Annotated in this window: 15 protein-coding genes; 8 read left to right on the top strand and 7 right to left on the bottom strand. The window is 70.4% G+C overall.

From position 1 onward, the window contains the following. Position 1 precedes the first annotated feature (1 nt). From QIS96_RS13630 to QIS96_RS13615, 4 genes are all read right to left on the bottom strand, one after another. Entirely contained in the window at positions 2-331 is a 330-nt protein-coding gene (locus tag QIS96_RS13630) for a non-heme iron oxygenase ferredoxin subunit (protein WP_282542798.1), read from the bottom strand. After that, on the bottom strand, positions 331-1,509 hold the full coding sequence (sufD, locus tag QIS96_RS13625; RefSeq protein ID WP_282542797.1) for a Fe-S cluster assembly protein SufD: 1,179 nt from the start codon (positions 1,507-1,509) through the stop codon (positions 331-333). The genes QIS96_RS13630 and sufD overlap by 1 nt, the downstream gene beginning before the upstream one ends. Positions 1,510-1,603: 94 nt before the next feature. Beyond that, entirely contained in the window at positions 1,604-3,028 is a 1,425-nt protein-coding gene (gene sufB, locus QIS96_RS13620; RefSeq protein ID WP_282542796.1) for a Fe-S cluster assembly protein SufB, read from the bottom strand. Then, the gene (locus tag QIS96_RS13615) at positions 3,025-3,780 is read right to left on the bottom strand and encodes a helix-turn-helix transcriptional regulator (protein WP_282542795.1); all 756 of its coding nucleotides are present in this window, start codon (positions 3,778-3,780) and stop codon (positions 3,025-3,027) included. Before QIS96_RS13615 ends, sufB begins: the two co-directional genes overlap by 4 nt. A 215-nt stretch (positions 3,781-3,995) precedes the next feature. Between QIS96_RS13615 and QIS96_RS13610 the strand changes: the two genes are divergently transcribed. Genes QIS96_RS13610 through QIS96_RS13600 form a run of 3 tightly spaced genes read left to right on the top strand, consistent with a single transcriptional unit; the run spans position 3,996 to position 6,793 of the window. Beyond that, complete coding sequence (locus QIS96_RS13610) at positions 3,996-4,931, top strand: ABC transporter ATP-binding protein (RefSeq protein WP_282542794.1); 936 nt, start codon at positions 3,996-3,998, stop codon at positions 4,929-4,931. Beyond that, positions 4,928-5,695 carry an ABC transporter permease gene (locus QIS96_RS13605; protein ID WP_282542793.1) on the top strand — a complete coding sequence of 256 codons (768 nt, stop codon included), beginning with the start codon at positions 4,928-4,930 and terminating at the stop codon, positions 5,693-5,695. The genes QIS96_RS13610 and QIS96_RS13605 overlap by 4 nt, the downstream gene beginning before the upstream one ends. A 51-nt stretch (positions 5,696-5,746) precedes the next feature. Continuing rightward, entirely contained in the window at positions 5,747-6,793 is a 1,047-nt protein-coding gene (locus QIS96_RS13600; protein WP_408907177.1) for a COX15/CtaA family protein, read from the top strand. A 193-nt stretch (positions 6,794-6,986) separates the two neighbouring features. Here the strand turns inward: QIS96_RS13600 and QIS96_RS13595 are convergent, their stop codons facing one another. The 3 genes from QIS96_RS13595 to QIS96_RS13585 form a co-directional block, all read right to left on the bottom strand. Further along, on the bottom strand, positions 6,987-8,066 hold the full coding sequence (locus QIS96_RS13595) for an amidohydrolase family protein (protein WP_282542791.1): 1,080 nt from the start codon (positions 8,064-8,066) through the stop codon (positions 6,987-6,989). Positions 8,067-8,135: 69 nt separating this feature from the next. Continuing rightward, positions 8,136-8,492 (bottom strand): hypothetical protein, encoded by a 357-nt coding sequence (locus QIS96_RS13590; protein WP_282542790.1) that lies wholly within the window; start codon positions 8,490-8,492, stop codon positions 8,136-8,138. Between the two features lie 103 nt (positions 8,493-8,595). Continuing rightward, a complete protein-coding gene (locus QIS96_RS13585) occupies positions 8,596-9,570 on the bottom strand; it encodes a heme o synthase (RefSeq protein ID WP_282542789.1) in 975 nt (324 codons plus the stop codon). A gap of 379 nt (positions 9,571-9,949) precedes the next feature. Between QIS96_RS13585 and tkt the strand changes: the two genes are divergently transcribed. The 5 genes from tkt to pgl are packed head-to-tail and all read left to right on the top strand — an operon-like array spanning position 9,950 to position 16,671. After that, the gene (tkt, locus tag QIS96_RS13580) at positions 9,950-12,052 is read left to right on the top strand and encodes a transketolase (protein WP_282542788.1); all 2,103 of its coding nucleotides are present in this window, start codon (positions 9,950-9,952) and stop codon (positions 12,050-12,052) included. Between the two features lie 50 nt (positions 12,053-12,102). Continuing rightward, the gene (gene tal, locus QIS96_RS13575) at positions 12,103-13,221 is read left to right on the top strand and encodes a transaldolase (protein WP_282542787.1); all 1,119 of its coding nucleotides are present in this window, start codon (positions 12,103-12,105) and stop codon (positions 13,219-13,221) included. Continuing rightward, positions 13,218-14,759, top strand: a complete 1,542-nt coding sequence (gene zwf / locus QIS96_RS13570; protein WP_408907183.1) for a glucose-6-phosphate dehydrogenase — start codon at positions 13,218-13,220, stop codon at positions 14,757-14,759. The genes tal and zwf overlap by 4 nt, the downstream gene beginning before the upstream one ends. Further along, positions 14,756-15,889, top strand: a complete 1,134-nt coding sequence (gene opcA, locus QIS96_RS13565; protein ID WP_282542785.1) for a glucose-6-phosphate dehydrogenase assembly protein OpcA — start codon at positions 14,756-14,758, stop codon at positions 15,887-15,889. The genes zwf and opcA overlap by 4 nt, the downstream gene beginning before the upstream one ends. Before the next feature lie 41 nt (positions 15,890-15,930). Then, positions 15,931-16,671 (top strand): 6-phosphogluconolactonase, encoded by a 741-nt coding sequence (gene pgl, locus QIS96_RS13560; RefSeq protein WP_408907182.1) that lies wholly within the window; start codon positions 15,931-15,933, stop codon positions 16,669-16,671. Positions 16,672-16,722: the final 51 nt, after the last annotated feature.

Genomic DNA, 16,722 nt, shown 5'->3' with positions numbered 1-16,722 from the left:
CTCAGGACTCCTGGGTGAGGGAGGCGCGTACGTCAACGAGGACGCTGCCTCCTTCGATCTTTACGGGGTATACGGGGACGGGGCGCGTCGCGGGAAGGCCGGACGGCTTGCCGGTGCGGAGGTCGAACGCGGAGCCGTGCAGCCAGCACTCGATCTGGCAGTCCTCCACCTCGCCCTCGGAGAGGGAGACGTTCGCGTGCGAGCAGATGTCGTGGATCGCGAACACCTCGCCCTCGGTCTGGACGACCGAGACCGGCGTGCCGTCGAGTTCCACCCGCTTCGGGGTGTCCTCCTCCAGCTCGCTCAGGTCGCAGGCGCGTTCGAAGGCCATCAGACGGTGGCCTCCAGCTCCGTCTCGATCTTCGCGATGAGGCGCTCCTCGATGTCCTTGACACCGATCTGCTGGACCAGCTCGGCGAAGAAGCCGCGCACGACGAGGCGGCGGGCCTCGACCTGCGGGATGCCGCGGGCCATCAGGTAGAAGAGCTGCTCGTCGTCGAAGCGGCCGGTCGCGGAGGCGTGACCGGCGCCGACGATCTCGCCGGTCTCGATCTCCAGGTTCGGCACGGAGTCGACCCGGGCGCCGTCGGTCAGAACCAGGTTGCGGTTCATCTCGTACGTGTCGGTGCCCTCGGCGGCGGCCTCGATGAGGACGTCACCGATCCACACGGCGTGCGCGTCGTCGCCCTGGAGGGCGCCCTTGTACACGACGTTGGACTTGCAGTGCGGGACGTTGTGGTCGACCAGGAGGCGGTGCTCCTGGTGCTGGCCCGCGTCCGTGAAGTACAGGCCGAGCAGCTCGGCCTCGCCGCCGGGGCCCGCGTAGTTGACGCGCGGGTGGATGCGGACGACGTCGCCGCCGAAGGTCACGACGACCGACTTGAAGCTGGCGTCGCGGCCGACGAGGGCGTTGTGCTGGGAGACGTGGACGGCGGTGTCGTCCCAGTCCTGCACGGAGACCACGGTGACCTTGGCGCCGTCGCCGACGATGAAGTCGACGTTGGCGGCGCGCACGGCGTCACCGGTGTGGTCGATGACGATGACAGCCTCGGCGAAGGCGCCGATGTCGAAGACGGTGTGCCCGAAGGTGGTGCCGCCCTCGCCGTGCAGCGTGACGCGCACGGGCTGGTCGAGCACCTGCTCCTTGGGGACCGAGACGACGGTGGCCTTCTCGAAGGAGGAGAACGCCTGCGCGGCGATGCGGTCGACGGGCGTGCCCGCCTTGCCGATGCGCTTGTCGTCCCGGCCGACCGACTCGACGGTGACGCCCTCGGGCGCGTCGATCTCGGCCTTCAGGGCGCCGTCGGCCTTCGCGGTGCCGTCGTGCAGGCCCTTGAGGCGGTCGAGCGGCGTGAAGCGCCACTCCTCCTCGCGGCCGTGCGGGACCGGGAAGTCGGCCACGTCGAACGACGGGGGGGCGCTCATGCGCGTCGCGACGGTGGACTCGGCGGCCACTGCGACCGAGCCGGCGGTGGTGGAGCCCACCGGGAGATTCTGAGCCTCAGCCATGGCTGTCGTAGTGCTCACTTTCTTGGATCAAGACGTGTAGCTGCGGGTCTGGGGCGGGGAGCCGGTCCGCTGACCGGCTCCCCGCGGCCGGTGCTTAACCGACCGCGCCCTCCATCTGCAGCTCGATCAGCCGGTTGAGCTCCAGGGCGTACTCCATCGGCAGCTCCTTGGCGATCGGCTCGACGAAGCCGCGCACGATCATGGCCATGGCCTCGAACTCGGTCATACCGCGGCTCATCAGGTAGAAGAGCTGGTCCTCGGAGACCTTGGAAACGGTGGCCTCGTGACCCATGGAGACGTCGTCCTCGCGGACGTCCACGTACGGGTACGTGTCCGAGCGGGAGATGGTGTCGACGAGCAGGGCGTCACAGAGGACGTTGGACTTGGAGCCCGGGGCGCCCTCGCCGATCTCGACCAGACCGCGGTACGACGTACGACCGCCGCCGCGGGCCACCGACTTGGAGACGATGTTGGACGAGGTGTTCGGCGCCATGTGGACCATCTTGGAGCCGGCGTCCTGGTGCTGGCCCTCGCCCGCGAAGGCGATGGACAGGGTCTCGCCCTTGGCGTGCTCGCCCATCAGGTAGACGGCCGGGTACTTCATGGTGACCTTGGAGCCGATGTTGCCGTCGATCCACTCCATGGTCGCGCCCTCGTACGCCACGGCGCGCTTGGTGACCAGGTTGTAGACGTTGTTCGACCAGTTCTGGATCGTCGTGTAGCGGCAGCGGGCGCCCTTCTTGACGATGATCTCGACGACCGCGGAGTGCAGCGAGTCCGACTGGTAGATCGGCGCGGTGCAGCCCTCGACGTAGTGGACGTAGGCGTCCTCGTCGACGATGATCAGCGTCCGCTCGAACTGGCCCATGTTCTCGGTGTTGATCCGGAAGTAGGCCTGGAGCGGGATCTCCACGTGCACGCCCTTCGGCACGTAGATGAAGGAACCGCCGGACCACACCGCGGTGTTGAGCGACGCGAACTTGTTGTCGCCGACCGGGATGACGGTGCCGAAGTACTCCTTGAAGAGCTCCTCGTGCTCCTTCAGCGCGGTGTCGGTGTCGACGAAGATGACGCCCTGCTCCTCCAGGTCCTCACGGATCTGGTGGTAGACGACCTCCGACTCGTACTGCGCGGCGACACCGGCGACGAGGCGCTGCTTCTCCGCCTCGGGGATGCCGAGCTTGTCGTACGTGTTCTTGATGTCCTCGGGCAGGTCCTCCCAGGACTGGGCCTGCTTCTCGGTGGACCGCACGAAGTACTTGATGTTGTCGAAGTCGATGCCCGACAGGTCCGAGCCCCAGTTCGGCATGGGCTTCTTGTCGAACAGGCGCAGGCCCTTGAGGCGGAGCTTCGTCATCCACTCCGGCTCGTTCTTCTTCGCCGAGATGTCGCGGACGACGTCCTCGTTCAGACCGCGCTTGGCTGCGGCGCCGGCCGCGTCGGAGTCGGCCCAGCCGTATTCGTACTTGCCCAGGCCCTCGAGCTCGGGGTGAGCAGTCTCCTCGATGGGGAGCGTCATGCGGGGTTCCTCCCGGCCGTGCTTGCAGATGCTGTGGTGGTCTTCGGTTCTTGCTGTGGCGAGACGGTCTCGACGCCGGGGATGAAGGTGGTGCACACCCCGTCCCCGTGGGCGATGGTGGCCAGTCGCTGCACATGGGTGCCGAGCAGGCGGCTGAAGAGCTCCGTCTCCGCCTCGCACAACTGCGGGAACTGCTCCGCCACGTGGGCGACGGGGCAGTGGTGCTGACACAGCTGCTCGCCGACCGGTGCGCTACGCGCCGTAGCAGCGTACCCGTCGGCCGTCAGAGCCCTGGCCAGGGTCTCCGTGCGCTGCTCGGGGGGTGCTGCGGCCAGCTGCTCCCGGTACTTCTCGGCGGTCGCGGCGAGCCGGGCGCGCGCGAACGCGGCCACCGCGGCCTCGCCGGGCTCCCCACCGCCGGCCGCCTGGGAGATCCAGTGCAGGGCCTCCGCGGCGAGCTTGTCGTAGGACTGGTCGAAGGCGTCCCGGCCGCAGTCGGTCAGGGCGAACACCTTGGCCGGGCGGCCTCGGGTGCGTGCGCCGTAGACCCGCTGCTCGCGGGGCGCCACTACGTCGTCGGCGACCAGGGCGTCGAGGTGCCTGCGCACTGCGGCCTGGGTGAGGCCGAGCCTGCCTGCGAGCTCGGCCACGGTGGACGGGCCGTGGTCCAGGATGGAGCGCGCGACGCGGTTGCGCGTACTGCGCTCACCGGTCGCGAGTTCCTCCTGCGGAGCCTCGCCAACGTTTTTCACAACGCCATTGTTGCGTAATTCCTCAGGCCCCGACAAGCCGCGATCGGACCCCGCCCCGGTGGCCTCGATCACTAAGGTTCACCTAATTTCTGTGTGTTTCCACGGCCCCGGGCGGGCCGCGCGGCTTGTCCGTAGTGGGAAGCCACCAGGCCCCTCGGTGCGCAGCCACCAGGCCCCGTACCGGGCAGCCGGGCGCGCTCTCTAGACTTCCCGGCATGCATGAAGAGCCCGTCGCAGGCGGCGTCCTCCAGGTACGCGGCCTGGTGAAGCGGTACGGACCGAAGACCGCGGTGGACGGCCTCGACCTCACGGCCCACGAGGGCGTCACCGCCGTGCTCGGCCCCAACGGCGCCGGCAAGACCACCACGATCGAGACCTGCGAGGGCTACCGCAGGCCGGACGCCGGCCAGGTCCGCGTCCTCGGCCTCGACCCGGTCACGCAGGCCGCGGCGCTGCGCCCACGGATCGGCGTGATGCTGCAGTCCGGCGGCGTCTACTCCGGCGCCCGCGCCGACGAGATGCTCCGCCACATGGCGAAGCTGCACGCCCACCCGCTCGACGTGGACGACCTGATCGAGCGCCTGGGCCTCGGCTCCTGCGGCCGTACGACCTACCGGCGGCTCTCCGGCGGGCAGCAGCAGCGGCTCGCGCTCGCCATGGCCGTGGTGGGCCGGCCCGAGCTTGTCTTCCTGGACGAGCCGACCGCGGGGCTCGACCCGCAGGCCCGCCGCTCCACCTGGGACCTGGTCCGCGAGCTGCGCTCCGACGGCGTCTCCGTGGTCCTCACCACGCACTACATGGACGAGGCGGAGCAGCTCGCGGACGACGTCGCGATCATCGACGAGGGCAAGGTCGTCGCCCAGGGCAGCCCCGAGCAGCTCTGCAAGGGCGGCGCCGAGAACACCCTGCGCTTCACCGGCCGCCCCGGGCTCGACGTGGCGTCGCTGCTCAAGGCCCTGCCGATGGACAGCGCGGCGGCCGAGCTCACCCCGGGCTCGTACCGCGTGACCGGCGCCGTCGACCCGCAGCTGCTCGCCACGGTCACGTCCTGGTGCGCGCAGCACGGCGTGATGCCGGACAAGATCTCGGTGGAGCGGCACACCCTCGAGGACGTTTTTCTTGAGCTGACCGGTAAGGAGCTGCGCGGATGAGCGCCGGTACGTACACGCCGAAGCCGGGGGCCGCTCCGGTCGGGCGGATGATCGCGGCGCAGGCGGTCCTGGAGACGAAGATGCTGCTGCGCAATGGCGAGCAGCTGCTCCTCACGGTCGTGATCCCCTCGCTCCTCCTCGTCCTCTTCTCGACGGTCGACATCGTCGACACGGGCGAGGGGAAGGCCGTGGACTTCCTCGCTCCGGGCGTGCTCGCGCTCGCGGTGATGTCGACGGCGTTCACCGGCCAGGCCATCGCCACCGGCTTCGAGCGGCGGTACGGCGTGCTCAAGCGGCTCGGCGCCTCGCCGCTGCCGCGCTGGGCGCTGATGACCGCGAAGACCCTGTCGGTCCTGGTCACCGAGGTGCTGCAGATCGCGCTCCTGACGGCGATCGCCCTCGCCCTCGGCTGGTCCCCGCACGGCAACCCGCTGTCCGTGGCGCTGCTGCTGGTCCTCGGCACGGCGGCGTTCTCGGGGCTCGGGCTGCTGATGGCCGGCACGCTCAAGGCCGAGGCGACCCTTGCCGCCGCGAACCTGGTGTTCCTGCTGCTGCTCGTCGGCGGCGGCGTGGTCGTGCCGCTCGACAAGTTCCCGGACGCCGCCCAGTCGGTGCTCGGCCTGCTGCCCATCTCGGCGCTCTCCGACGGGCTGCGCGACGTACTGCAGGACGGGGCGTCGCTGCCGTGGGGCGCGGTGGGTGTGCTCGCGGTGTGGTCGGTGCTCGGCCTCGGCGCGGCGGCCCGGTTCTTCCGCTGGGAGTAGGCCCGTACGGTCCCGTACCGGTTTCGTGGTTTCCCTCCCCCTCGTGAACCGATGCACAAGGCCCCCTCTACGATGGTGCGCGTGCCGAAATCGACCCGAGCCACGCTGGCTCAAGCCGTGCGCAATCCGCTCGCCTTCATCGCCGAGCGCTGGACTCCGGAGAACCGGACGGTCCGGCGGGCGGCGCTCGGCGCTCTCATCCTTGCTTGCGTGATCGTGGTGACCGGCGGCGCCGTGCGACTGACCGGCTCGGGCCTCGGCTGCCCGACCTGGCCGAAGTGCACGGCCGACTCGCTGACCACGACCGCCGAGATGGGCTTCCACGGCTACATCGAGTTCGGCAACCGCCTCCTGACGTACGTGCTGTGCGCGGCCGTCGGCTGGGCGATCATCGCGGCCCGCTCGCAGAAGCCGATGCGGCGCAGCCTGACCCGGCTCGGCTGGGCCCAGTTCTGGATCGTGATGGGCAACGCGATCCTCGGCGGCATCGTCGTCCTCGTGGGCCTCAACCCGTACACCGTGGCCGCGCACTTCCTGCTCTCCACCGCGCTGATCACCGTCGCCACCCTGATGTGGGTGCGCACCGCCGACGGCGAGGGCGACGCACCGCCGCGCCCGCTGGTCGGCCAGGCCGTGCAGCAGCTGGTGTGGTGCCTGATCGTCGCCTCGGGGCTGCTCGTCGCGGTCGGCACGGTGGTCACGGGTTCGGGCCCGCACGCCGGTGACTCCAGCGACGTACCCCGCATGGACATCGGCGCCCTCGGCCTCGACTGGGAGGGCGTCTCCAAGCTGCACGCCGTGCTCGCCTGGATCGTGGTGTCGCTGACCTTCGCCCTGTGGTTCGTGCTCAAGGCGGTCGACGCCCCGCGCGGTCCGCTCGCCCGCACGCGCGCGCTGTTCCTGATCCTGCTCGCGCAGGGCGTGATCGGGTACGTCCAGTACTTCACGGAGCTGCCCGAAGTCCTCGTCGGCGCGCACATGCTGGGCTCGTGCCTGGTGTGGATCGCGGCGGTACGCGTCCTGATGTCCCTCCAGGAACGCCCCCGCAGCGAGCCGGACATTCCCGCCCAGCCGGACCCGGAACTGTCAGCGGTCTGACCGCCTGGTTCTCTCCCCGCCCCGCCCCTTCCCGAAAGCCTGCGGCGCTGTGTTTCGGCTGCTGCGCCGTCGTGGCTGGTCGCGCAGTTCCCCGCGCCCCTGAAAAACCAGCCCCTCCGGCGTTTGAGGAGCGGGGGTCCGGGGGCTGGCCCCCGTGCCGACGGCAGTCTTTCGGGAAGGGGCGGGGAGGGGATCAAGGAAGGCCGTACACCCTGCGCGCGTTCCCCGACGCGATGAGTCCAGCGACGCGATCCGCGTCCGAGCGCGACCACGCCCCCTCGGCCACCCACCCCCCGAGCACCCTCCCCAGCGCCTCCCGGAACAGCTGCGCCCCCACCACATGCAGCTCGGGCAGCCCGTGCGCACCGCTGGAGAACAACAGCTTGCCGAACGGCGCGAGTTCGAGAACCTCCGCGAGCAGCGTCGCCGCCCGCGCCCCGGTCCGTACGAGCGCGGGCCCCAGGTCCGCGTAGACGTGCGGGAACGCCCCGGCGAGGTACGCGGCCTGCCGGTGGTACGGGTAGCCGTGCAGCAGCACCAGATCCGTGCCGAGCCCCGCCGTGGCCCGCGCGAACTCCCCCACGTACCGCTGCGGATCGCCCGTACCCGCATGCAGCTGGAGCGGCAGCCCGGAGGCGACGGCGATCCAGACGAGGTGCCGGAGCAGTACGGGATGGGTGAGGCGGTCGCCCACACGGCGCCCCGCGAGCCAGCGCGCGGCGGCCCCGCGCACCTCCCCCGCGTCCGGCGGCTCCGGCGCGAGGGCGAGGCCGTGCGCGCCCCCGACGGAGGCGAAGGCGACCGCGCCCGCGGCGGCTCCGTGCACGCACTCGGCGAGGTTGGCGAGGAAGGTCTCGACGGTGCCGGAGGTGTCGGCGACCTGCTCGGCGAGGAGTTCGAGGCGGACGATCTCGTGGGCCTCGGCGGCGCCCGCGGCGGCCAGTTCGGGCGGCCCCGTCAGATCGCCGGGCACTCCCGTGTCGACGAGATACGTGCCGATCCCGGTGGCCCGTAGCAGCCGGCGGCCGGCCTCGACGACGCCGAGCTCGCGGCGCCGGGCCAGATAGCGGGCGGGCTGGCAGTGCGGTTCGAGCCCGAGCAGCGGCGGGCACCAGCGGCGCACCGCGAAGCCGGTCTGGGTGTCGAAGAAGGTGGTGCCGGGGGCGGGCGGGCCCTCGCCCCGGCCGAGGTGGGCCTCGAAGGTGCCGAGGCCCAGCTCCGTACGCAGCACCCCGTGGCAGCACTGGTCCACCAGGGGCGGTGTCTCGATCATCCGGGCTCCCGTGCGTGGACCGTGGCGCGGACTGCTGTCCGTCTACGGTCCTAACGGGTGAACCCGGTCTCAGGTGTTGCTCGGGCCCCCGACCTGCATGCCCGCCATGCGCGACCACTCGTACCGGCCGGTGACGACCTTGGCGGCGAACTCGCCGTCGAAGTCCTCGTGGAGGGTGAGCCCGGACTTCTCGACGGCCTTGCGGGCCACGGCGTCGGTGCGCGCGACGAGGTCGCCCCAGCCGCCGTCCTCACCGACGAGCACGATGCGGGAGCCGCGCTCCCCGATGTACGCGACCTGCGCCTCGGCGCCGCCGTGCGCCTTCGCGAAGGCGTTGATCTGCTTGGCGAGCTTCGCCGCCTGTCGCTCCGCGCGCGCGTCCGCGGGCTTCTCTTCGACCGTGGTGTCGACCTTGGTGTCTGCCATACCGTGATGCTACTTGCGCGTAACCGGCGGCGGCTATGGCCCCTGACACACGGACGCCGGGCGGCTGAGGGTCAGCCGCCCGGCGTTCGGAGAGTCGAGTGCGTCAGCGCAGGAACGGGTCCACCGCGACCGCCACGAACAGCAGCGACACGTAGGTGATGGACCAGTGGAAGAGGCGCATCTCCTTGAGCTTCGCGCCCGTCACCCCGGACTTGGCACGGGCCTGCAGGGCGTGCGCCTCCCAGAGCCAGAAGCCGCCGGTGAGCAGCGCGACCGCGGTGTAGAACCAGCCGGTGTAGCCGAGCGGCTGGAGCAGCAGCGAGATGCCGACCATGACCCAGCTGTAGAGCACGATCTGCCGGGCGACGACCTTGTTGGAGGCGAGCACCGGGAGCATCGGGACCTGGGCGCGCGCGTAGTCGTCCTTGACCTTCATGGACAGCGGCCAGTAGTGCGGCGGCGTCCAGAAGAAGATCACCATGAAGAGGATGACGGCGGCCCAGGACATCGAGTTGGTGACGGACGACCAGCCGATGAGGACCGGCAGGCAGCCGGCGATGCCGCCCCACACGATGTTCTGTGCGGTCCTGCGCTTGAGGATCATCGTGTAGACGACGACGTAGAAGAGCAGGGCGCCGAGCGAGAGCGCGGCGGAGAGCCAGTTGACTAGGAGTCCGAACCAGACCGTGGAGATCACGGCGAGGGAGACGCCGAAGACCAGGCCCTCGGTGGGGCTGATCAGGCCCGTGACCAGCGGACGGCTCCGGGTGCGCTCCATCAGGGCGTCGATGTCCCGGTCGTACCACATGTTCAGGGCGTTGGCGCCGCCCGCGGAGAGGTAGCCGCCGAAGCAGGTCGCGAGGACCAGCCACAGGTTGGGCACGCCCTGCTCGGCGAGGAACATCACCGGGACCGTGGTGATGAGCAGCAGCTCGATGATGCGGGGCTTGGTCAGCGCCACGAACCCCATGACGAGGGGACCGATCGGCCGACGGCCGGAGTTCGCCCCGAGCTCACCCGCCGCGCCCTCGGCGCTGGCGGTGCCCCGACCTGATGGACGGGATTCGACGGCCGTCACGCACACCCCTGAAAGAGACTCCCAGCAAGCCACCGTGGGTGTCACCTGAACATGAAGACCCGGTAAAGGCTCGCGCGTACCACGCCACTGTAGACGTAGGCCATACCCGGCTCTTCGCGGGGGTGGGTCGTGTTGGGCCGGTTGCCGGGGCGGGTGTCCGAGGCGTCCGCGGAGGCTGCGGCCGAGGCCGCTCGGGAGGCGAAGGCGACAGACCCCCGGCAGTCTGGAACGAGTCGAAAAAATGGACGCTCGGGCGACGGTAGGCTCGACGCAGACCGGCGCACGAGGCGCCGCGCGTCGACGACGCTCGACGGCGGACGACGAGGTTCGACGACGACGTTCGACATGTAGAGCATGTGGAGAGGAGCCCTGACCCAGGGTGAGCACCAAGCCGACCACCACAGACCTCGAGTGGACCGATCTGGACCAGCGGGCCGTTGACACCGCCCGCATCCTGGCCGCCGACGCCGTACAGAAGGTCGGAAACGGCCATCCCGGTACGGCCATGAGCCTCGCGCCCGCCGCGTACACCCTTTTCCAGAAGGTGATGCGGCACGACCCCGCCGACGCCGACTGGGTGGGCCGCGACCGGTTCGTCCTCTCCGCGGGCCACTCCTCACTGACGCTGTACATCCAGCTCTACCTGGCCGGGTACGGCCTGGAGCTCGATGACCTGAAGGCGTTCCGCACCTGGGGCTCGAAGACCCCGGGCCACCCGGAGTACGGCCACACCACGGGCGTCGAGACCACCACGGGCCCCCTCGGCCAGGGTGTCGCGAACGCGGTGGGCATGGCCATGGCCGCGCGCTACGAGCGGGGTCTCTTCGACCCGCAGGCGCCCGCGGGCGAGTCCCCGTTCGACCACACGGTGTGGGTCATCGCCGGCGACGGCTGCCTGCAGGAGGGCATCGCCGCCGAGGCGTCCTCCCTCGCGGGCCACCAGAAGCTCGGCAACCTGGTGCTGCTGTGGGACGACAACCACATCTCCATCGAGGGCGACACGGAGACGGCCGTCTCCGAGGACACCCTCAAGCGGTACGAGGCGTACGGCTGGCACGTGCAGCGCGTCGAGCAGCTGCCCAACGGCGACCTGGACCCGAAGGGCCTGTTCGAGGCGCTGCAGACCGCGAAGGCCGTCACGGACAAGCCGTCGTTCATCGCGGCCCGTTCGATCATCGCCTGGCCCGCCCCGAGCGCGCAGAACACCGAGGCCGCGCACGGCTCGGCGCTCGGCGCCGACGAAGTCGCCGCCACCAAGCGGGTGTTGGGCTTCGACCCGGAGCAGTCCTTCGAGGTCTCCGACGAGGTCATCGGCCACACCCGTGAGGCGCTCGAGCGCGGCGTGCAGGCCAAGGCCGAGTGGGAGAAGTCCTTCGCCGCCTGGCGCACCGCCAACCCGGAGCGCGCCGCCGAGTTCGACCGCATCAACGCGGGCGAGCTGCCGGCCGGCTGGGAGGAGAAGCTCCCCGAGTTCGAGACCGGCAAGGGCGTCGCGACGCGTGCCGCATCGGGCAAGGTCCTGCAGGCGCTGGGCGCGGTCCTGCCGGAGCTGTGGGGCGGCTCGGCCGACCTGGCGGGCTCCAACAACACCACGATCGACAAGACGAGTTCGTTCCTGCCGGAGGGCAACCCGCTGCCGGGCGCCGACCCGTACGGCCGGACGATCCACTTCGGCATCCGCGAGCACGCCATGGCCGCGGCCATGAACGGCATCGCGCTGCACGGCCACACGCGTATCTACGGCGGCACCTTCCTGGTGTTCTCCGACTACATGCGCAACGCGGTCCGGCTGTCGGCCCTGATGCACCTGCCGGTGACGTACGTGTGGACGCACGACTCCATCGGCCTCGGCGAGGACGGCCCGACGCACCAGCCGGTCGAGCACCTGGCCTCGCTGCGCGCCGTCCCCGGCCTCAACGTGGTCCGTCCCGCGGACGCCAACGAGACCGCGATCGCCTGGCGCGAAATCCTGAAGCGCTACACCAAGGAGTTCGGCAAGGGCACCCCGCACGGCCTCGCCCTCACCCGCCAGGGCGTGCCGACGTACGAGCGCAACGAGGACGCGGCCAAGGGCGGCTACGTGCTGTTCGACGCCGAAGGGCCCTCCGGGCAGAACGCTGAGGCTCAGGTCGTGCTCATCGGCACCGGTTCCGAGGTGCAGCTGGCCGTCGAGGCGCGCGAGCAGCTCCAGGCGGAGGGCGTCCCGACCCGGGTCGTGTCGATGCCGTGCGTGGAGTGGTTCGAGGAGCAGTCGCAGGACTACCGCGACAGCGTCCTGCCGCCGTCGGTCAAGGCGCGCGTGGCGGTCGAGGCCGGCATCGGCCTGACCTGGCACAAGTACGTGGGCGACGCCGGCCGGATCGTCTCCCTGGAGCACTTCGGCGCCTCCGCGGACGCGAAGGTCCTCTTCAAGGAGTTCGGCTTCACCGGGGACGCGGTCGCCTCCGCCGCGAAGGAATCCCTGGCCGCCGCCCGGCGCTGACGCCGGTACACGACGACTCACCCCTCATCACAGCAGGAGATGCAATTTCCATGACAGACGCACTGAAGCGCCTCTCCGAAGAAGGCGTGGCGATCTGGCTGGACGACCTGTCGCGCAAGCGGATCACGTCCGGCAACCTCGCCGAACTGATCGACCAGCAGCACGTCGTGGGCGTCACCACCAACCCGTCGATCTTCCAGAAGGCGATCTCCTCGGGCGACGGTTACGAGCAGCAGCTCGCCGACCTCGCGGCCCGCAAGGTCACCGTCGAGGAAGCGATCCGCATGATCACGACGGCGGACGTGCGCGACGCCGCCGACATCCTGCACCCGGTCTTCGAGGCCACCGGCGGCAAGGACGGCCGCGTGTCGATCGAGGTCGACCCGCGCCTGGCGCACAACACGGCGGCCACGGTCGCCGAGGCCAAGCAGCTGGCGTGGCTGGTGGACCGCCCGAACACGCTGATCAAGATCCCGGCGACGAAGGCCGGTCTGCCGGCGATCACCGAGGTCATCGGCAAGGGCATCAGCGTCAACGTCACGCTGATCTTCTCCCTCGAGCGGTACCGCGCCGTCATGGACGCCTACCTCGCCGGTCTGGAGAAGGCCAAGGCCGCGGGCCTGGACCTCTCGCAGATCCACTCGGTGGCGTCCTTCTTCGTGTCCCGCGTGGACACGGAGATCGACAAGCGCATCGACGCCCTCGGCACGGACGCGGCCAAGGCCGCCCGCGGCAAGGCCGGCCTGGCCAACGCCCGCCTGGCGTACGAGGCGTACGAGGAGGTCTTCTCGTCCGACCGCTGGGCCGCGCTCGACAAGGCCGGCGCCAACAAGCAGCGCCCGCTGTGGGCCTCGACCGGTGTGAAGGACAAGGCGTACAAGGACACCCTGTACGTCGACGACCTGGTCGCGCCGAACACGGTGAACACCATGCCGGAGGCCACCCTCGACGCGACCGCCGACCACGGCCGGATCACCGGCAACACCGTGTCGGGCACGTACGAGCAGTCCCGCGCCGAGCTCGACGCCGTCGAGAAGCTCGGGATCTCGTACGACGAGGTCGTGCAGCTCCTCGAGGACGAGGGCGTCGACAAGTTCGAGTCCTCCTGGAACGACCTGCTCAAGTCGACCGAGGCGGAACTCAAGCGCCTCGCCCCTTCGGAAGGCTGATCTTGTCCCCCACTGTCGACGGAGCCAACCCGCTTCGTGACGCACTGGACCGACGGCTCCCGCGTATCGCGGGGCCGTCGGGCCTGGTGATCTTCGGCGTCACGGGCGATTTGTCCCGTAAGAAGCTGATGCCTGCCGTCTACGACCTGGCCAACCGGGGCCTGTTGCCGCCGGGCTTCTCGCTCATCGGCTTCGCCCGCCGCGAGTGGCAGGACGAGGACTTCGCGCAGGAAGTGCACGACGCCGTCAAGCAGCACTCCCGCACCCCGTTCCGCGAGGAGGTCTGGCAGCAGCTGAGCCAGGGCATGCGGTTCGTCCAGGGCAACTTCGACGACGACGAGGCGTTCGAGACGCTGAAGTCGACGATGCAGGAGCTCGACAAGGCGCAGGGCACGGGCGGCAACTTCGCGTTCTATCTCTCGGTGCCGCCGAAGTTCTTCCCCAACGTCGTGCAGCAGCTGAAGAAGCACGGCCTCGCGGACCAGAGCGAGGGCTCCTGGCGGCGCGCCGTCATCGAGAAGCCTTTCGGCCACGACCTCGCCTCCGCACGCGAGTTGAACGCCATCGTGCACGAGGTGTTCAAGCCCGAGCAGGTCTTCCGGATCGACCACTACCTCGGCAAGGAGACCGTCCAGAACATCCTGGCGCTCCGGTTCGCCAACACCCTCTTCGAGCCGATCTGGAACCGGTCGTACGTCGACCACGTGCAGATCACCATGGCCGAGGACATCGGCATCGGCGGCCGCGCCGGGTACTACGACGGCATCGGCGCCGCCCGTGACGTCATCCAGAACCACCTCCTTCAGCTGCTCGCGCTGACCGCGATGGAGGAGCCCTCCTCCTTCGACGCGGACGCGCTCGCCGCCGAGAAGACCAAGGTCCTCGGCGCGGTGAAGCTGCCCAAGGACCTGTCGAAGCACACGGTCCGCGGCCAGTACGCGGCCGGCTGGCAGGGCGGCGAGAAGGTCATCGGCTACCTCCAGGAGGACGGCATCGACCCGGCGTCGACGACCGACACGTATGCCGCGATGAAGCTGGAGATCGACAACCGCCGCTGGGCGGGCGTGCCGTTCTATCTGCGCACCGGCAAGCGCCTCGGCCGCCGCGTCACCGAGATCGCCGTCGTCTTCCAGCGCGCCCCGCACTCCCCCTTCGACCACACGGCGACCGAGGAGCTCGGGCACAACGCCCTGGTCATCCGGGTCCAGCCGGACGAGGGCGTGACGATGCGGTTCGGCTCGAAGGTGCCGGGCACGTCGATGGAGGTCCGGGACGTGTCCATGGACTTTGCGTACGGCGAGTCCTTCACCGAGTCCAGCCCCGAGGCGTACGAACGCCTCATCCTGGACGTCCTGTTGGGCGATTCGAACCTCTTCCCGCGCACCGAGGAGGTCGAGCTGTCCTGGAACATCCTCGACCCGATCGAGCAGAACTGGGACGTGAGTGGCAAGCCCGCGCAGTACCCCTCCGGCACCTGGGGCCCCGTCGAGGCGGACGAAATGCTCGAACGAGACGGACGGAGCTGGCGCCGCCCATGAAGATCGACCTCACGGACACCACGGCCAGCAAGGTCAACAAGGCTCTCGTGCAGGGCCGCCGCGCCATCGGCTCGCCGGCCGTCGGCATGGTGCTCACGCTGGTCATCGTCACCGACGAGGAGAACGCGTACGACTCCCTGAAGGCGGCCAACGAGGCCTCGCGCGAGCACCCCTCGCGCACCCTCGTCGTCATCAAGCGGGCCGCACGCTCCCCGCGTGACCGCACGTCCTCGCGCCTGGACGCCGACGTGCGCGTGGGCGCGGACGCGGGCACCGGCGAGACGGTGATCCTTCGGCTGTACGGCGACGTCCTCAACCACGCCCAGTCGGTGGTCCTGCCGCTGCTCCTGCCGGACGCGCCGGTCGTCGTGTGGTGGCCGGTGAACGCGCCGCTCGACCCGGCCAACGACCCGCTGGGCGCGCTCGCGCAGCGCCGCGTCACGGACACGTACGCGTGCGAGCAGCCCATCCACGAGCTGGCCTCGCGCGCGGAGACGTACACGCCGGGTGACACGGATCTGTCCTGGACCCGGATCACCCCGTGGCGCTCCATGCTGGCCGCCGCTCTCGACCAGGTGACCTGCAAGGTCACCGCGGCCGAGGTGGAGGGCGAGGAGTTCAACCCGAGCTGTGAGCTGCTCGGCATGTGGCTCGCCGACCGGCTCTCCGTGCCGGTGACGCGCTCACTGTCCAGCGGCCCGGGGCTCACGGCGGTACGCCTGGAGACCGACGGCGGCCCGATCGTCCTCGACCGGCCCGACGGCGCCCTCGCGACGCTCTCCATGCAGGGACAGCCGGACCGCGCGGTGGCGTTGAAGCGGCGCGAGACGGCCGAGCTGATCGCGGAGGAGCTGCGCCGCCTCGACCCGGACGACACGTACGCCTCGGCGCTGAAGTACGGCGTGGACCGGCTCGTCCAGCCGGAGACGGTTCCGCCGGCGCCGGCTGCGGCTGCTGCTGCCGCGCCGGACGAGGCTGCGGCTTCGGATCCGGTTTCGGATGCGAGTACGGGCGCGGCTTCGGGTTCGGGTTCGCGTACGGCTGCGCCTTCGGGTACGAAGAAGGCCGCCAAGTCCCAGGCGAAGAAGGCGACTTCGGCAGCCTCCGGCTCGAAGGCGGGGTCGAAGTGAGCGTCTCCCCGCAGCTCGTCGTCCACCGCGACAAGGAGCTCATGGCCCAGGCCGCCGCGGCCCGCCTGATCACGAAGATCGTGGACGCGCAGGCCGCCCGCGGCTCCGCGTCCGTGGTCCTCACCGGCGGCCGCAACGGCAACGGCCTGCTCGCCGCGCTCGGCTCCTCCCCCGCGCGGGACGCCGTCGACTGGAGCCGCCTCGACCTGTGGTGGGGCGACGAGCGGTTCCTGCCGGAGGGCGACCCGGACCGCAACTACACGCAGGCCCGCGAGGCGCTGCTCGACTCGGTGCCGCTCGACCCGGCCCGGGTGCACGCGATGCCCGCGTCGGACGGCCCGTACGGCATCGACGCGGACACCGCGGCCGAGGCGTACGCGGTCCAACTGGCCAAGGCCGCACAGCCCGAGAACCACTCGGAGGCCCCGACCTTCGACGTGCTGCTCCTCGGTGTCGGCCCGGACACCCATGTGGCGTCGCTGTTCCCGGAGTTGCCCGCGGTGCGCGAGACCGAGCGGATGGTCGTGGGTGTGCACGGCGCGCCCAAGCCGCCGCCGACGCGGATCTCCCTCACCCTGCCCGCGATCCGCTCCGCCCGCGAGGTGTGGCTGCTCGCGGCGGGCGAGGACAAGGCGCAGGCCGTGGCCATCGCCCTGTCCGGCGCGGGCGAGGTCCAGGCCCCGGCAGCGGGCGCGCACGGCCGCTCGCGCACGCTGTGGCTGCTGGACTCGGCGGCGGCTTCGCAGTTGCCGAGGGGCCTGTACCCGCCGGCTTCGCCGTGATCAGCTGAATTCAGCCCCTCCGGCGTTTGAGATGGGGGTCCCCCTGCTCGA

It is taken from the genome of Streptomyces cavernicola (genome assembly GCF_029968035.1).
GTDB classification, from domain to species: Bacteria; Actinomycetota; Actinomycetes; order Streptomycetales; family Streptomycetaceae; genus Streptomyces; species Streptomyces cavernicola.
The sequence above is the reverse complement of the archived record's forward strand: the minus strand, read 5'-3'. Positions and strand labels throughout refer to the sequence as shown.

What these genes read in the sequence shown, in the direction of transcription:
- QIS96_RS13630 (WP_282542798.1), bottom strand. Translation starts at nt 331, where the DNA reads ATGGCCTTCGAACGCGCCTGCGACCTGAGCGAGCTGGAGGAGGACACC.
- sufD (WP_282542797.1), bottom strand. Translation starts at nt 1,509, where the DNA reads ATGGCTGAGGCTCAGAATCTCCCGGTGGGCTCCACCACCGCCGGCTCG.
- sufB (WP_282542796.1), bottom strand. Translation starts at nt 3,028, where the DNA reads ATGACGCTCCCCATCGAGGAGACTGCTCACCCCGAGCTCGAGGGCCTG.
- QIS96_RS13610 (WP_282542794.1), top strand. Translation starts at nt 3,996, where the DNA reads ATGCATGAAGAGCCCGTCGCAGGCGGCGTCCTCCAGGTACGCGGCCTG.
- QIS96_RS13605 (WP_282542793.1), top strand. Translation starts at nt 4,928, where the DNA reads ATGAGCGCCGGTACGTACACGCCGAAGCCGGGGGCCGCTCCGGTCGGG.
- QIS96_RS13600 (WP_408907177.1), top strand. Translation starts at nt 5,747, where the DNA reads ATGCACAAGGCCCCCTCTACGATGGTGCGCGTGCCGAAATCGACCCGA.
- QIS96_RS13595 (WP_282542791.1), bottom strand. Translation starts at nt 8,066, where the DNA reads ATGATCGAGACACCGCCCCTGGTGGACCAGTGCTGCCACGGGGTGCTG.
- QIS96_RS13590 (WP_282542790.1), bottom strand. Translation starts at nt 8,492, where the DNA reads ATGGCAGACACCAAGGTCGACACCACGGTCGAAGAGAAGCCCGCGGAC.
- tal (WP_282542787.1), top strand. Translation starts at nt 12,103, where the DNA reads ATGACAGACGCACTGAAGCGCCTCTCCGAAGAAGGCGTGGCGATCTGG.
- opcA (WP_282542785.1), top strand. Translation starts at nt 14,756, where the DNA reads ATGAAGATCGACCTCACGGACACCACGGCCAGCAAGGTCAACAAGGCT.
- pgl (WP_408907182.1), top strand. Translation starts at nt 15,931, where the DNA reads ATGGCCCAGGCCGCCGCGGCCCGCCTGATCACGAAGATCGTGGACGCG.